Below are 14,586 nucleotides of genomic sequence, written 5' to 3' on the forward strand. Positions count from 1 at the left end.
CTCCTGGTTGCCAGACAAACCGATTCACTTGATGGGGCCTAACGTCAAAGCTCAGAGGCGCGCAGGTTATCGCGCGTCCCTTGGAGCGATCGGTTAGGACGACAAAGCCCAATCTCGACATCTGGTGAACACTTCGATGCCGTCTGGTTCCCAGACGATTAACGCGGGACTACCGCCAATCATTTTCATCAATTCTACTGATTTCTCCTTATCTCTTGCGAGACATGCAAAATGCGCATAGATATTCGCGTTCCACGGGTCGGGGTAACGCCTCAGCAAGTCCTCAAATCCAATCTTCATTCTTGGCCAGGAGGCCTTTGATTGACTAAACAATTCGTGCTTATACTGAAATTGGGACGCCGCCGCGTAGAACCTCGCGTAGAGTTCCATGCCTCTTTTCTCTTGCGTTTTTGTGACTACGTAAGATACGAAATGTTCTAGCTGATCGGCATCTCCGTGCCATTTCGGAAATAGATAATCCAGAACCGCGTAATAGATTCTGTCGTCATCGACGTTCTTACTAAGAGCTTCCTCAATAAAGGGGTTGATCCTCTCTCGCTTCCAACCCAAGTGTTTGGCAATGTGTATCTTAATGGCATACCAGCCCGTATCTGCGGAAGCGATACTCTCGTTCTTGTTGAGGTAATCCATAGCGATATTTTCATATCGAAAGAATGGTTCCCAAGCCTCCTCGGGAACCGTATTGGCGTAACCTTTTCCTCTAAAGAAAAACGCATGAGCTGATAGCGCGCGGGCATACGCAATTCGTGCCGCTGGTGATTTCGGATAAGCCCCTATCCAATTGAGCACTTTCTTTTCCATCCGATCACAATATTTCTCGTCTTCGTTTGGTGGTGGAGTGAGCGCCAAATTTAACCCATCATCAAACAAGCTAATCTTCTGGGCGCCACTAGGCGTTCGTTTGTCGTTTTTGCCATAGAGAATTGAAAGCCTTTCAAGCTCAGGGAAGTTTTCCGATAACAATGCATTTCGTGCTTGATTGCGGATCGAGTCTCTTATCGAGAGTTCGTCCGCATAAGCAGTTCGGAAAGTAAATAGCAGAAATAGGACCAACAAATAGCTATGACGTTTCATGGCGTCTTTCTAACGTTCTCAATCAGCCGCCGGCCGCTCTTGGCCGGTCGGCTGCATTAATTTGTTAGGCGAACCTTTGAGAGTGAGCGCCACTTTCGCCTTCGCCAAACAGGCACCAGAAATATTCTGGGCTTTGTTTCTGCGGAACGTTCCGGCCCTCATGCGGCAAGACCGCGCTGATGTCTGCGGTCGTCTTGCCAGTGGGCAAATGGACAAAGTCGACTGCGTTCCCGCTGACATATGCCTGCCTGCTGCCATCTGAAAAGAGAAGTGTGAACAAGCAATATCCCATGCCGGACTCGCCAGCGCGATATAGCTCATTAGCCAGTCTGACAGGAAGCCGTAGCGGACTTTCGGCGATTGACACCAAATCTTCTATCCGGACATGGTGCTTGCCCTTGTCATCCTGAGGCCATACGCCCCAGACATCGATGTATGACTGGGCATTCATCACATAAACGCACAGAAGCGTACGCCCGTCCTTCAACGTGACGCTGCAAGGGTAGTACTCCAGCTTTCCATTGACACTCGGAGCAATCGTTTCCCATGCGGCCAGCAGACTACCGGTCAAGGCAGCGTAAGAGCGCTTTCCTGGGACGTACGCCTTGAGCTGCTGAGTCATGGGTCGTCTAACGCCAGCGCTCAGCCGCGGGCCGAGCCCACAGGACGAGGCCCGTCGGCTGGTGCGCCTGGTTGGGTGGCAGCGCTCTCTCGGATCGCCGCGAGGATGCGACGCGCATTAGGAAGCCCGAACAACCAACCAATGAACGTGATGCCAAAGAATGCTGCGATGAAGGTGAGCATGAACTCAATTTCTTTAACCTTCCAGCCAGGCACATAACCCGGGCGAACCTCGGGCTGTTGGAACGCGGCCAGGAGCTGATACAGGAGCATGCCCAAAAATAAGACGCTGAACATCAACGTGTACCAATGAACGCGGAAGTAACCGCTCAAGTAACTGCGCGCTCCGTCATGCGCAAAGCGACCAACGAAGATTGGATTCCAAGAGTTGCGGAAGAACAACCCCAGCTTCTTTTCGACTTTGATTCGCGCGCCATTCACTGAATGCTTCAGTTCATGTTTCTGAAACGCTTCGACAAGGCGCTGTTGCGGGTTAACTATTTCGGGTGGGTAGTCGAATCGATAGCGAACGAACCAGATCATTTCTCTGCCACCCAACGTCATGGTCAGCGGCGCCGATAGGCGTCCGCTGCACCTAAAGTTAGGCACCGGCTGCTCAACCCTGCCACCTTTCGTACTCGGAAGCGATGTCGTCTTGATGTGAAAAGTCCAGATAGGCGCACTCAAAGAAATTCTCCAAGCCTTCCATGACTTCGCGCAGATTCGCCAGATCAATGCCCCTGTCACCGAACTTAAATGGTGCTTCATCGCGACCCGTAGCAAACCTAAATCCATCTGACTTTTGATCAGCCTCATGCATCTCAGCAACAAGCTTTTGCGCGGCACTCAGGCCCAACGTTTCGCCCCTAGACCGCTCGTTAGCAATGCACATGAATCTTTCCCAGAGGATGTTGAGTTCGTGCGTGTACCTCGGTGAATACTCTTTCCCTTTGCCGAATTCATCAATCAGACGTTTCAAGAAAAGTTCGATCGATTGCCTGTAGCAGAAGAGCGCTGCGTAGATTATGTTCGCTCGATCAACAACATCAGTTGCTGCCTGATCGACTAGGAGGTCACCGGCGCGCTTGTAGCCCATAGGCAGGCGATAGAAACGTTCGCCTGGGTCGCAAACTACGTGTGCATCGTATGCCCAAGCAGACTCGACAAAGAGACGATCACCATCCTTTGGCCAAGGCGCGTCGAGGTCTTCTGCTTCTGGCACGTTGTCATTCATGGTCAATGTAGTGGCGGTGCCTAACGAACAAGCTGTGCGGCCGAACGCAGCAGGCGGACGGTCCGAACCAGCGAAAAGTTAGCCACTGCGTTCTCAAGGAAACAGTGCAACGATATTGTCATCGAAGCGGAAGGTGTTGAGAACCCATCCCTTGTTGCTTCTATAGAAGTAAAACATCCATCGCATTGCATGCTTGTCGAATCGGTGAATATGGGTGATGCGAAGCAGGCTCTCGCCTACCTTTTCTTCGCGCACGAACTCGGTTCCGAGGCTTGCGCCGAATCGTTGAGCGATCATGGACTGTTGGAGCTTGAACTGACCAAAGGTCGCATCGACTTCGGCTTCAGGCACGATCGTGAAAGGTTTTAGCAGTTTGATGGCCGCGTCCAGGTCGTTCACGCCAACTTTGGCCATGATCTTGTCCGTAATGGCTCGCGCTTCTTTTGGCGTAGGGACTGTCTCAAATGCGTAATTGCTTAAAGCAACAGTCGCTAGGAATGCTGCGAATAGACTACGCACAAGGTACATAGGATGACTCCTCAGATGGCTAACGAATTAGCTCAGCGACGCGGCGCTTTTTGCCGCGTCCGCTGAAGCGCTGGGTTGGGCTTGCGTTCGGTCGGGTTTGCATATGGCCTCCGTTAAACCACTAACCGCGACCCATAACGTCATTAAGTAAGTGCAGCCGCGCCCGTTCCCGCAGAGAAAGTAACAATTTTTTCTCCACTCCTTCAACGGCCAACAGTTCTTGCAATGGGATGTAGGCCACTTCCTCAATGATGGTCAGTCCCGCTACAACCAACGCAATTGCTACTTGTTCGTTAATGCCGAGCACGCGCATAAACATTTCGACGATAGAACGATCTGGTTCGTCCATTTCGGCCACTATGTTCATGCAATGCCGTCCTCCGATGTCAGGCCCAACTAGAAGTAGCAATCCCATTGACGGGATATTTTGCGTCAACTTGACGGATAATCTGGCGGGGCGCATGATAACTACTGGATATATCAACAGTCCTCATCCCGGGAAACCTCCCATTAGGTCATGAACGCGCCCGATGCCACCGGACCGAAGAAAAGCCTACTCTTGGACCGTGTCCGGGACAAGATCCGCCTGAAGCATTACAGCATCCGGACGGAATCGGCCTATGTCGATTGGGTACGCCGGTTCGTGGTGTTTCACCACCGTCGCCACCCGCGCGAACTCGGTCCCGAGCACGTGGAGGCATTCCTTTCCCACCTTGCCGTGCAGCGCAACGTAGCTGCCTCAACCCAGAACCAGGCCAAAAGTGCCTTGTTGTTTCTCTACAAGGAGGTGCTCGGCTCGGAACTGCCCTGGCTGGATAACGTGGAAAACGCCAAGCGGCCTCAACGCCTGCCTGTGGTGCTTAGCCGCACCGAAGTCGATGCGGTACTCGGCAGGATGCATGGCACCAATGGCCTGATTGCGCGGCTGCTGTACGGCTCGGGTTTGCGGATCATGGAGGCGGTCAGGCTACGGGTCAAGGATCTCGATTTGGAGAGTTGCGAAATCCTGGTCCGCGACGGTAAAGGTGCCAAGGACCGGGTGACGATGTTGCCGTCCAGTCTGGTCGATCCACTGCGTGCCCATCTGGTGCTCGTGCGCGAACTGCATGCTCAGGACTTGGCCGCAGGACTGCCCGGGGTTTATCTGCCGTATGCTCTGGATCGCAAGTATCCGAATGCTCCCCGGGAGTGGGCCTGGCAGTATGTGTTCCCGTCCGATCGTCTTTCCACCGACCCGCGATCGGGCCTGCGGCGCCGGCATCACGTCGATGAACAGAATGTCCAGCGCGCGATGCGCCAGGCGCTGCGGGACGCAGGCGTGGCAAAACCCGCCACGCCGCACACCCTGCGATACTCTTTCGCCACGCACCTGCTCCAGTCCGGCTACGACATTAGGACCGTGCAGGAACTGCTGGGCCACTCGGATGTTTCGACGACGATGATCTACACGCATGTGTTGAATCGCGGTGGCCGGGGAGTGGTGAGCCCACTCGATGCGCGTTGAGTCGACCCCGAATCCGGAAACCATGAAGTCAGAAAACTGTGTGCTTTGTGTCTCTCCCGGCGGCGAAGTGCTCTGGGACGACGGTTTCGCGCGCGTGGTGCTCGCGGGCGATGCGGATCACCCCGGATTCTGCCGGGTGATCCTGAATGATCACGCGAAGGAAATGACGGATTTGCCGGAGGCGGAGCGCGCGCGGCTGATGGGCATCGTCTATGCGGTCGAGGAATTGCTGCGCGAGCTGCTTGCGCCGGAAAAAATCAATCTCGCCAGTTTCGGCAATGTCGTGCCGCATCTGCACTGGCACGTCATACCGAGGTTCTCCGACGATCCGCATTTTCCGAATTCCGTCTGGTCGACCCGGGTGCGCGATGGCGCGCGTCCGCTGCCTGCGGGGTTCAATCGATTGCTGCGCCAGCGTTTGGGCGAGCTGCTCGGCCCGAAGCGCTAGGCGGACTCTTTTGCGGGCGGTGCGTGGCTGGTGACCAGGCGGCGGGTATCGGGGAATACGACAGAAAACGTACTGCCGCTGCCCGGCGCGCTCTGGATATCGAATCGTGCCTGATGACGGTTCAGCACGTGCTTGACGATCGCAAGGCCCAGGCCGGTACCGCCGGTTTCACGCGAACGGCTGCGGTCCACGCGATAGAAGCGCTCGGTCAGCCGGTCGATATGCTGCGGTTCGATGCCGATCCCGGTGTCGCGCACGGCGAACGTCGGATGACCATCGCGCATTTCCCAGCGTATTTCGATCTCGCCGCTTTCGGGCGTGTAGCGCACGGCGTTGCTGATCAGGTTGCCGAAAGCACTGCGTAATTCGTCGGCATTGCCTTTCAGCCATTCGGCGCTTTCCAGCTTTACGCGAATCCGGTGGCGGCCAGCCGACAGCACCTGGGCGTCCTCGTGCAGCGCACGCAGCATTTCCGGCACGTTGACGTCTTCTTCCCGCAGTGGATTCTGGGTGCTCTCGAGCCGCGACAACGTGAGCAGATCCTCGACCAGTCGCGTCATCCGATTGGTCTGCTGTCGCATCAGTTCGATGGCGCGTTTCGACATTTCCGGATCCGGTGCGTCCATGTCGTCCAGCGTTTCCAGGAAACCGCCGACGACGGTGAGCGGTGTGCGCAACTCGTGCGAAACGTTGGCAACGAAATCGCGCCGTGTCGTTTCGAGGCGCTCCCAGCGGGTGATGTCGCGGCCGAGGATCAGTTTGCGGCTGTCGCCATAAGGCACTTGTTGCACAGCCAGCACCATTTCGCCGCCCGGGCGCAACATTTTCAGCACCAGCGGTTCGCCGGCGTGATTCGACGACAGATGTTCGACGAACTGCGGCTGCCTGAGAATGTAAGTGATCTGCTGACCGCGGTCGCGCTGGTTGTCTAGGCCGAAATAATCCTCGGCTCTCGGATTGCACCATTCGATGCGATCGGCGGCGTCGAGGATGACGACCGCGTCCGGCAACGCTGCGCCCGCAAGCTGAAAGCCCGACAGCGCCTGGCCGAGCCGTTGTTCCGTAGCCCGCTGGCGCTTGAGCATCCTGAGCATGTGGGAAGACAGATATTCCCAGGCACCGGATCCCATCGGCATGCTCTGCGACCGCGGATTTTGCAACCACCGGTACAGCAGCGAGAGATTGCGCAGATGATGCAGCAGCAATCCGAGCAGCATCAGGCTGAGAAACAGCAGTGCGCCCCCGGAGCCCAGCATCGGCCAGGAAACAAGCGCAATCGCGCCGATCAGGACGACGGTGGAGAGGGGCCTGCCCCACATGAACTTCAAGCGCTTCGTCCCTCGAATGAATCGGCGGGAATTATCGCAGAATTTTCCGACACCAATCCTGCATGGACTCGATCAGCTTGCGGAGAAACGATAACCGGTGCCGCGCACGGTCTGTACCAGGCGGTCCAGTCCGGTGGGTTCGAGCGCCTTGCGCAGCCGCCGGATGTGCACGTCCACCGTGCGTTCCTCAACGAACACATGGTCGCCCCAGACCTGGTCGAGCAACTGGGTGCGCGAATGCACGCGTTCCGAATGCGTCATCAGAAAGTGCAGCAATCGGAATTCGGTCGGCCCGAGCTCGACGGGTTCGCCGTTGCCGGTCACTCGATGGCTGGCCGGATCGAGCTTGAGGCCACCGAGCTGCACCATGTCGTCCGTCATCTCCGGGGCACGCCGGCGCAGCACCGCCTTGATGCGGGCATTCAACTCGCGGGGTGAAAAAGGCTTGGTGATGTAATCGTCGGCGCCGGTCTCCAGACCTTGCAGCTTGTCCTGTTCGTCGGAGCGCGCGGTCAGCATGATGATCGGTATCGAGCGGGTGCGCTTGTCGGCGCGCAATCGTCTCGCGAACTCGATGCCCGAGAGTCCGGGCAGCATCCAGTCCAGCAGAACCAAGTCAGGCAAGGCATTGGCCACGAGGTGGAGTGCCTGCTCGGCATTGTCGGCGCGCAACGGCTGATGGCCCGCCTGCTTCAGGTTGTAGGCGATCAGTTCCTGGATTGCCGGTTCGTCTTCGACGACGAGGATGGTGGCTGCCATAAATGACATTTCCCGCTTGATTTTTTACGTTTGCAATACTATGAAGCAAATGTTACAAGCTCGTGACATGGTTGCGGGACGCCGGCACGGTTGACGGCTATGATGGCGCCTGACGCAACCGTGCATTGTCCATTCCGAGAGCCGCCGTTTCCGACAGTAACCATGGCAGGACTTCAGCCCGGGGCTCCTCGTCCCGTCGAAATCAAATTGCATCAGAAGTCGCGCGTGCTGGAGATCAGCTTCGACGACGGCAAGAGCTATCGCCTGTCCTGCGAGTATCTCCGGGTGTATTCCCCGTCGGCGGAAGTGCGCGGGCACGGGCCCGGGCAGGAGGTCCTGCAGGAAGGTAAAAAGGAAGTGGAAATAACCGCAATCGAGCCGGTCGGCAACTATGCGGTCAAGCTGGTCTTCAGTGACGGCCACGACACCGGACTGTACTCCTGGGATTATCTGTACAGCCTTGGCGAAAATCAGCCCCGGCTATGGCAGCGGTATCTCGAAAGGATGGCTCTTGCCGGCGTGAACCGCGAGCCGGCAGGCAAGGCACCGCCGCCCGTATCCGGCTGGAAAAAGCTCTAACTCTTGGCTAACAAGAATCCTCCGCGGTGAGCGCTTGAATTCCATGGACAAGAAAACCACGCACTTCGGATATCACGAAATCGCGGAGGAAGACAAGGCGAAGAAAGTCGCCGGCGTATTCAGTTCGGTTGCAAACCGTTACGACATCATGAACGACCTGATGTCGGCCGGACTGCACCGCCTGTGGAAGCGCTTCGCGGTCGAGATGAGTGCCGTGCGCGTTGGCGATCGTGTTCTGGATGTCGCCGGGGGAACAGGTGACCTCTCTTCGTTGTTCGCATCCCGTGTCGGCGAAGGCGGCGAAGTCTGGCTGACGGACATCAATCGCGGGATGCTCGAACGCGGGCGCGATCGCCTGATCGATGCCGGCCGCTTGATGCCGGCTTTGCAGTGCGACGCCGAGCGGTTGCCGCTGCCGGATGAATATTTCGATTGCGCGATCGTCGGCTTCGGCTTGCGCAACATGACACACAAGGACAGGGCTCTGGCGGAAATGCTGCGGGTCGTGCGCACCGGCGGCCGCGTGCTGGTGCTGGAGTTCTCCCAGGTCTGGCAGCCGCTGCGACCGGCTTACGACGCTTATTCGTTCAAGCTGCTGCCGCTGCTGGGCAGGCTCGTCACCGGCGATTCAGACAGCTATCGTTATCTCGTGGAATCGATTCGCAAGCATCCGGGCCAGGAAGAACTCAAGCAGATGATGGAGCAGGCCGGCTGCGTACGCGTCGAGTACTACAACCTGACCGCGGGCGTGGTGGCACTGCACATCGGCCACAAACTCTGACCCGATGCTCGCTGTCCCTTTCAGTGCATTCGTCAATCACCTGCTCGCCCCGGCGGCATGGGCGCGGGAGAGCCTCGCCGCGCACGCCGGCAAGATCGCGGTGTTCGATCTGTTCCCGCTGCGCGTCGCGGTCGCCGTCGATCCCGACGGAACGCTGCGCGCTGCGCCGGAGAACGCTTCGCCAGCAGTCACGATCCGCCTGACCCATGCCACCGCGCTGCAAATCCTCGCGGAAGGCGAGAATGCCTGGCGCAAGACGAACGTGGAGGGCGATACCGAATTTGCGTCGGCCATTTCCAAGGTCGCGGCCAATCTGCGCTGGGACGTCGAAGAAGATTTGAGCCGGATGTTCGGCGACATCGCAGCGCATCGCCTGACCGAAGCCGGGCGCTCGGCCGCCGCGTGGCCGAAGCAGGCGGCGAGAAGTCTGGCGGGAAACGTCGCCGAATTTCTGACCGAGGAGAAACATCTGCTGGTCACGCCCTTGCGAGCCGCCGAGTTCGTGCGCGGCGTCGACGATCTGCGCGACGCCGTCGAGCGTCTCGACAAACGCATCGACCGCCTGCAACGGCAAGTCCGCGGCGACTGAGACTGCGGCCAGCCCCCATGCATCTGCTGCGGTTGCTGAAAATCATTCGTGTATCGCTGCGCTACGGGCTCGACGAATTCTTCCTCGGCCACGAGCGCGTGCGGGGATTGCGGCCGCTGCTGTCGGCGGCATTGTTCTGGCGCCGGCTCGAACGTCCTCGCGGCGAACGCTTGCGCCTCGCGCTGGAAGCGCTCGGACCGATATTCGTCAAGTTCGGCCAGGTATTGTCGACGCGGCGCGATCTGCTTCCGCTCGATATCGCGGACGAACTGGCGAAGTTGCAGGACAGGGTGCCGCCGTTCCCGGTCGAACGGGTCTATCGCACGCTCGAACGCACCTATCGCCTGCCGGTCGACCAAGTCTTCGAGCATTTCGACCCGATAGCGACTGCCAGCGCTTCGGTGGCACAGGTGCATCTGGCTGTATTGCCTGGGGGGCGCGAAGTCGCCGTCAAGGTATTGCGGCCCGGAATTGCGTCCGTGATCGTCGAGGACATCGCGCTGCTCAATGTCGCCGCCAGTCTGGTCGAGAAGCTCTGGGCGGACGGCCGCCGGCTCAAACCCAGGGAAGTAGTGGCAGAGTTCGAAAGGCATTTGAAAGACGAGCTCGATTTGATGCGCGAGGCGGCCAACGCCAGCCAACTGCGCCGCAATTTCGAGAATTCGGCGCTGCTGCTCGTCCCGGAAATATTCTGGGACTTCTGCGGGTCCGAGGTCATGGTGATGGAGCGCATGATCGGCACACCGATTAGCCAGGTGAACCGGTTGCGTGCGCAAGGCATCGATGTCCCGAAGCTGGCGCGGGCAGGCGTGGAGATCTTCTTCACCCAGGTATTCCGCGACGGGTTTTTTCATGCCGACATGCATCCGGGCAACATACTGGTGGCGTCCGACGGCCGTTACATTGCGCTCGACTTCGGCATCATGGGTACGCTCAACGAGGTTGACAAGAATTACCTCGCGCAGAACTTCCTGGCTTTCTTCCGTCGCGATTACCGTCGCGTCTCGCAGATTCACATGGAGTCGGGCTGGATTCCTTCCGAAACCAGGATGGAAGAATTCGAGACGGCCATCCGCGCGGTTTGCGAACCGATTTTCAACAGGCCGCTCAGGGAAATCTCCTTCGGCAAGGTGCTGCTGCGCCTGTTCCAGACTTCGCGGCGCTTCAACATCGAGATCCAGCCCCAACTGGTCCTGCTGCAGAAAACGCTGCTGAATATCGAAGGCCTGGGGCGCGATCTCGAACCGGATCTCGACCTGTGGACGACAGCCAAACCCTATCTGGAGCGCTGGATGTCGGAGCAGGTGGGCTGGCGCGGCCTGCTGCAGAACATCCGCAATGAAGCGCCCCAGTGGAGCGCACTGCTGCCGCAGTTGCCGCGCCTGCTGCACCGGGCGCTGTCCGATCGTTCCTCCCTGAACCTGCAGACGGCGGTCATGGCCCTGCTGTTGAGCCAGCGGCGCCACAACCGGCTGCTGGCCTGGATGCTCGCTGTTCTACTGGTTATCCTGGTTTTCGCAGCAGCCCGCTGGTTCGTCTGAGCCAGGCCCCGGCAATATCCCCGTCATCCGGGGGACATTTCGCGTTCATCTGTCTGTCACATTCGACCCCCAGAATTCGACCCCGTCAGGCACCTGCATGGTTCGGTGCGCAAGTTTTCAACTGGGAGAATTATTAAATGGGACTCACGACCACGGCATCCAAGCGCTTGATTCTGGCAGCGGCGCTAGCCGGCCTGTTTGGCGGCGCCGTCACGCCAGCGTTTGCCGACATGGAAACCCTGCTCGACAAGCTGCACGAGAAGGGCGTGTTGAGCGACGATGACTATGACCAAATGCGTACCGAAGCGCGTGCCGAACGGCGCGCCCAGGCACTGAAAAATGCCGGCGATGTGGAAAAAGAGCAAAGAGCCAAGGGAGCGTCTACCTCAACGCTCAAGGTCCCTGACGCTCTTAAGAGCATGGAACTTTACGGTGACCTGCGGTTGCGCTACGAGAACCGCATTGCCAGAGCGGCATCCGACGCCGCGACTTCCGAGGAGCGCCAACGCTGGCGTTACGCTCTCCGCGTCGGCCTGCGAGGCGACGTAAGCGACGATTTCTTTTACGGCATTCGCCTGGACACCGGCACCTATGGCCGGTCGGCATGGGTGACGATGGCCGATGACAATGCTGCCGGTACGCCAGCTACCTCAAAGGCATCACAATCAAACAAGACCACCGATGCGGTTGCTGTCGGCCTTGCCTTTATCGGCTGGAAACCGACTGATTGGGCGCAAGTGATCGTCGGCCGTCAGAGCAACCCCCTCTATACCAGCGCGATGGTATGGGATCCGGACATCACCCCGGAGGGCCTGACCGAAAAGTTCAGCTACAAGCTCAATGACGAAGCGACCCTGTTCGCCACGGCCGGGCAGTTCCTTTACTCTCAGATCGGCAAGCGCACCGGCGCCTGGAACGGTGCAACGCTGAACGGCCCCAGCCTTGGATTTGGTACCAGCCAGTCGGCCATGCTGTTTGCAACGGAAGTGGGGGGTGCCTACAAGTTCTCCGAGAGCACGGCGGCGAAGGCGGCCTTGAACTACTACCACTATCGCCTGACCGCGGACGAAACCGTGTTCAACAGCAACTTCCAGGGCACGGGCGGCACCATCAATGATCTTGGCATCAAGAACCTGCAGGTCGTCGAGATCCCGATGGAAGTGCGCTTCCCGGTGTCCAGCCTTTCGGGGGCCGTGTTCGCCGACTATGCATGGAACACCAAGGGCGACGACCGCGCCCGCCTGAGCGCCACGCCGAACATCACCGGCCAGAACAAGGCGATCATGATCGGTCTTTCGCTTGCCAGTTCTGGCGTGCCGCAGTCCCTGAACCAGGGCCCGACGCTGGGCAGTTCCGCCAAAAAAGGCACATGGGAAGTCCGTAGCTACTGGCAACGGACCGAACAGTTTGCATTGGATCAGAACATGCTGGATTCCGACTACTTCGAGCGCACCAACGTGGTCGGTTACTTTCTGGCCGGCGCCTATAGCCCAGCAAACGGCATCATCACCACGCTGCGCTACGGGCAGGCCAAGCGGCTCAACGACAACATGGGAACCGGTGGCTTCAACGACGACTCGTCGAACGTGGGCACCATCGACAAGTACCGGATCATTCAGGCTGACTTGACGCTGCGGTTCTGATCCGTTCGGTCGTAGTGACCGACACTCTTCCGGGAAAATCACCGGGCGCCAATAGGGCGCCCGTTTTTTTTGCAGCAACTCAAACGAACGGGCTAACATTTCAAATTGATTTAAAGATTTCAAACTGACATAAACCCTGATTCAAAGTCGCAAAAAGGACAAAAATGGATGCATGCTTCCCGCATGTAGCGCGCCGGATCTGGCCGATACCGGGATTGAGGCAGTAGCTACGGGATAATTGAGGGCCGGGCCAGCTAGTTGCGTTACTCGCTGTGATCGTTCCCGTTCGTGTACCGTGTGTTGCTTCGGTCGACAGGTCGATCGGCATTTCTCGAGCGTCAACGCCGATTGTGCGAGTCGCGTTAACGCGCCGAAACTCTCGATCACGTGCTGCCATGTTGTATTTACGAAAGGCATTGCAGAATCGCGTCTAGGATAAAATCGCGCCCAAGGGATTGCCAGACGTGGGTTTACAGAACTTGCGAAGCCGGGTAAGTCGGCATCTGGACATCGTGCACGGACAACTCAAGAGGATGTAAAAAAATTTGAAGGCGGTAGCGCTTGACCCGGAAGGCGCAACCGGGTATTTCACAACGCAGATGGCGATGCGTATGACAACACGCCCGAGCATTGCTTGCGCCGTGGCCGTTCGGACCTAGCCCATGGAATCAGATGCGCAGAAACCCGGAACAAAACGCGGCCGTCGGCTGTTGTCCACCGCTTTTCTGGTGACAGCGCTTGTTGCCGGAGCGGCGATTGTGTATGTGCGACACGGAACCGGAACGCCGGTTTCCGAAGCTGTCGGGCCCCGCGCCATCCCTCTTGTTTCGGTTACTCCATCCCGGCGCGAGGACCTTGCCGATCAACTGAAACTTTCCGCGGAATTCCTGCCCTTTCAGGAAATCAACGTATACGCCAGGGTGGCGGGGTACGTTCGCCAGATGAGGGTCGATGTGGGCGACCGGGTCAGAACGGGAGATGTGATCGCGGTGCTGGAAATTCCCGAACTCGACAACGACCTGCAGCGGGCCGCTGCCGCGACGGAACGCGCTATTCAGGAAGTCGTTCGGGCAAAGGCGGCTTATGACGAAGCACACCTGAGCTTCGAGCGATTGTCCGAAGTCATCAAGCAGCAGCCGAACCTGATCGCCCAGCAGGAGATCGATCAAGCCAAGGCGCGGGACGACACGTTTCGCGCCTCCTGGATTGCGGCGCAGTCCGCGGAGCGCGAGGCTCGAGCCAACCAGGCAAAGTACAGGACGATGGTGGCCTACTCGCGCATTGCCGCTCCGTTTGCCGGTGTCATTACAAAGCGCTATGCGGATACCGGCTCACTGGTGGGCGCAGGAACCGGATCGGGCAGTCAGGCTCTGGTGAGCCTGTCGCAGGTCGACCCGCTGCGTCTGATCCTCCCCGTTCCGGAATCCGCCGTGTCGAAAGTCAAGGTCGGAACCCCTGTCGAAATCTCCATTCAATCCACCAAACAGGCTCTCTCCGCTGTCGTGATTCGGACCAGCGGCCGTATCGCCACCGAGACCCGGACCATGCACGTCGAAGTGGATGTTCCCAACCCGGGATTGAGCATGGCGCCCGGAATGTATGCGACCGCAACGCTGGAACTGGAAAACCGCAAGCAGGCGCTATCTATTCCCGTCGAGTCCTTGCAGGAGAGAAATGACACCGCCGCGACCGTTCTCGTTCTCGGCAAGCAGCACAAGATAGAGGAACGGAAGATCACGACCGGGATGGAGACGCCCACACGGATCGAGGTTGTTTCCGGGCTGACTGAAGGTGAGATGGTCGTACTGGGCGGACAGGGTCGCTATCAACCCGGCCAGTCCGCGGAGCCCAAGCTGGCCACCGAAAGCAATTCGCAATGACGCAGCTGCTCGTCCGCGACCAGAAGTAAGGGTTCAGCGCTAAGCCAGTACGATCG

Annotated in this window: 16 protein-coding genes; 8 read left to right on the forward strand and 8 right to left on the reverse strand. The window is 58.4% G+C overall.

Annotation, left to right across the window (positions count from 1 at the left end):
• Positions 1-93: 93 nt before the first annotated feature.
• The 6 genes from HY067_12630 to HY067_12655 form a co-directional block, all read right to left on the reverse strand.
• The gene (locus HY067_12630; GenBank protein ID MBI3528800.1) at positions 94-1,095 is read right to left on the reverse strand and encodes a hypothetical protein; all 1,002 of its coding nucleotides are present in this window, start codon (positions 1,093-1,095) and stop codon (positions 94-96) included.
• Between the two features lie 64 nt (positions 1,096-1,159).
• Positions 1,160-1,717: a hypothetical protein gene (locus HY067_12635; protein ID MBI3528801.1), complete on the reverse strand. Its 558-nt coding sequence runs from the start codon at positions 1,715-1,717 to the stop codon at positions 1,160-1,162.
• A 20-nt stretch (positions 1,718-1,737) separates the two neighbouring features.
• Positions 1,738-2,259 (reverse strand): hypothetical protein, encoded by a 522-nt coding sequence (locus tag HY067_12640; GenBank protein ID MBI3528802.1) that lies wholly within the window; start codon positions 2,257-2,259, stop codon positions 1,738-1,740.
• A 73-nt stretch (positions 2,260-2,332) separates the two neighbouring features.
• A complete protein-coding gene (locus HY067_12645) occupies positions 2,333-2,950 on the reverse strand; it encodes a hypothetical protein (protein MBI3528803.1) in 618 nt (205 codons plus the stop codon).
• A gap of 93 nt (positions 2,951-3,043) precedes the next feature.
• Positions 3,044-3,478 (reverse strand): hypothetical protein, encoded by a 435-nt coding sequence (locus HY067_12650; protein ID MBI3528804.1) that lies wholly within the window; start codon positions 3,476-3,478, stop codon positions 3,044-3,046.
• A 121-nt stretch (positions 3,479-3,599) separates the two neighbouring features.
• Positions 3,600-3,845 carry a hypothetical protein gene (locus HY067_12655; protein MBI3528805.1) on the reverse strand — a complete coding sequence of 82 codons (246 nt, stop codon included), beginning with the start codon at positions 3,843-3,845 and terminating at the stop codon, positions 3,600-3,602.
• Positions 3,846-3,995: 150 nt separating this feature from the next.
• On the opposite strand from HY067_12655, the gene HY067_12660 reads away from it, so the two are divergent.
• Both HY067_12660 and HY067_12665 read left to right on the forward strand, forming a co-directional pair.
• Entirely contained in the window at positions 3,996-4,982 is a 987-nt protein-coding gene (locus tag HY067_12660; protein ID MBI3528806.1) for an integron integrase, read from the forward strand.
• Between the two features lie 22 nt (positions 4,983-5,004).
• Positions 5,005-5,430: an HIT family protein gene (locus tag HY067_12665; GenBank protein MBI3528807.1), complete on the forward strand. Its 426-nt coding sequence runs from the start codon at positions 5,005-5,007 to the stop codon at positions 5,428-5,430.
• Here the strand turns inward: HY067_12665 and phoR are convergent.
• Together phoR and phoB are read right to left on the reverse strand one after the other, a co-directional pair.
• Entirely contained in the window at positions 5,427-6,749 is a 1,323-nt protein-coding gene (gene phoR, locus HY067_12670) for a phosphate regulon sensor histidine kinase PhoR (protein ID MBI3528808.1), read from the reverse strand. The two genes, HY067_12665 and phoR, sit on opposite strands and share 4 nt — an antisense overlap.
• Positions 6,750-6,830: 81 nt before the next feature.
• Positions 6,831-7,517, reverse strand: a complete 687-nt coding sequence (phoB, locus tag HY067_12675) for a phosphate regulon transcriptional regulator PhoB (GenBank protein MBI3528809.1) — start codon at positions 7,515-7,517, stop codon at positions 6,831-6,833.
• Positions 7,518-7,679: 162 nt separating this feature from the next.
• Between phoB and HY067_12680 the strand changes: the two genes are divergently transcribed.
• The 6 genes from HY067_12680 (at position 7,680) to HY067_12705 (ending at position 14,530) form a co-directional block, all read left to right on the forward strand.
• On the forward strand, positions 7,680-8,096 hold the full coding sequence (locus tag HY067_12680) for a DUF971 domain-containing protein (protein MBI3528810.1): 417 nt from the start codon (positions 7,680-7,682) through the stop codon (positions 8,094-8,096).
• A 43-nt stretch (positions 8,097-8,139) separates the two neighbouring features.
• On the forward strand, positions 8,140-8,877 hold the full coding sequence (ubiE, locus tag HY067_12685; protein ID MBI3528811.1) for a bifunctional demethylmenaquinone methyltransferase/2-methoxy-6-polyprenyl-1,4-benzoquinol methylase UbiE: 738 nt from the start codon (positions 8,140-8,142) through the stop codon (positions 8,875-8,877).
• A 4-nt stretch (positions 8,878-8,881) separates the two neighbouring features.
• Positions 8,882-9,466 (forward strand): sterol-binding protein, encoded by a 585-nt coding sequence (locus HY067_12690; protein ID MBI3528812.1) that lies wholly within the window; start codon positions 8,882-8,884, stop codon positions 9,464-9,466.
• Between the two features lie 17 nt (positions 9,467-9,483).
• Positions 9,484-11,007, forward strand: coding sequence for a ubiquinone biosynthesis regulatory protein kinase UbiB (gene ubiB / locus HY067_12695; GenBank protein ID MBI3528813.1), 1,524 nt, complete (start codon positions 9,484-9,486; stop codon positions 11,005-11,007).
• Between the two features lie 137 nt (positions 11,008-11,144).
• Positions 11,145-12,650, forward strand: a complete 1,506-nt coding sequence (locus tag HY067_12700) for a putative porin (protein MBI3528814.1) — start codon at positions 11,145-11,147, stop codon at positions 12,648-12,650.
• Between the two features lie 662 nt (positions 12,651-13,312).
• Positions 13,313-14,530, forward strand: coding sequence for an efflux RND transporter periplasmic adaptor subunit (locus HY067_12705; GenBank protein MBI3528815.1), 1,218 nt, complete (start codon positions 13,313-13,315; stop codon positions 14,528-14,530).
• Positions 14,531-14,586: the final 56 nt, after the last annotated feature.

It is taken from the genome of Betaproteobacteria bacterium, assembly GCA_016194905.1.
GTDB lineage: Bacteria > Pseudomonadota > Gammaproteobacteria > Burkholderiales > JACQAP01 > JACQAP01.

What these genes read in the sequence shown, in the direction of transcription:
- HY067_12630 (MBI3528800.1), bottom strand. Translation starts at nt 1,095, where the DNA reads ATGAAACGTCATAGCTATTTGTTGGTCCTATTTCTGCTATTTACTTTC.
- HY067_12635 (MBI3528801.1), bottom strand. Translation starts at nt 1,717, where the DNA reads ATGACTCAGCAGCTCAAGGCGTACGTCCCAGGAAAGCGCTCTTACGCT.
- HY067_12640 (MBI3528802.1), bottom strand. Translation starts at nt 2,259, where the DNA reads ATGATCTGGTTCGTTCGCTATCGATTCGACTACCCACCCGAAATAGTT.
- HY067_12645 (MBI3528803.1), bottom strand. Translation starts at nt 2,950, where the DNA reads ATGAATGACAACGTGCCAGAAGCAGAAGACCTCGACGCGCCTTGGCCA.
- HY067_12650 (MBI3528804.1), bottom strand. Translation starts at nt 3,478, where the DNA reads ATGTACCTTGTGCGTAGTCTATTCGCAGCATTCCTAGCGACTGTTGCT.
- HY067_12655 (MBI3528805.1), bottom strand. Translation starts at nt 3,845, where the DNA reads ATGAACATAGTGGCCGAAATGGACGAACCAGATCGTTCTATCGTCGAA.
- HY067_12660 (MBI3528806.1), top strand. Translation starts at nt 3,996, where the DNA reads ATGAACGCGCCCGATGCCACCGGACCGAAGAAAAGCCTACTCTTGGAC.
- HY067_12665 (MBI3528807.1), top strand. Translation starts at nt 5,005, where the DNA reads ATGAAGTCAGAAAACTGTGTGCTTTGTGTCTCTCCCGGCGGCGAAGTG.
- phoR (MBI3528808.1), bottom strand. Translation starts at nt 6,749, where the DNA reads ATGTGGGGCAGGCCCCTCTCCACCGTCGTCCTGATCGGCGCGATTGCG.
- phoB (MBI3528809.1), bottom strand. Translation starts at nt 7,517, where the DNA reads ATGGCAGCCACCATCCTCGTCGTCGAAGACGAACCGGCAATCCAGGAA.
- HY067_12680 (MBI3528810.1), top strand. Translation starts at nt 7,680, where the DNA reads ATGGCAGGACTTCAGCCCGGGGCTCCTCGTCCCGTCGAAATCAAATTG.
- ubiE (MBI3528811.1), top strand. Translation starts at nt 8,140, where the DNA reads ATGGACAAGAAAACCACGCACTTCGGATATCACGAAATCGCGGAGGAA.
- HY067_12690 (MBI3528812.1), top strand. Translation starts at nt 8,882, where the DNA reads ATGCTCGCTGTCCCTTTCAGTGCATTCGTCAATCACCTGCTCGCCCCG.
- ubiB (MBI3528813.1), top strand. Translation starts at nt 9,484, where the DNA reads ATGCATCTGCTGCGGTTGCTGAAAATCATTCGTGTATCGCTGCGCTAC.
- HY067_12700 (MBI3528814.1), top strand. Translation starts at nt 11,145, where the DNA reads ATGGGACTCACGACCACGGCATCCAAGCGCTTGATTCTGGCAGCGGCG.
- HY067_12705 (MBI3528815.1), top strand. Translation starts at nt 13,313, where the DNA reads ATGGAATCAGATGCGCAGAAACCCGGAACAAAACGCGGCCGTCGGCTG.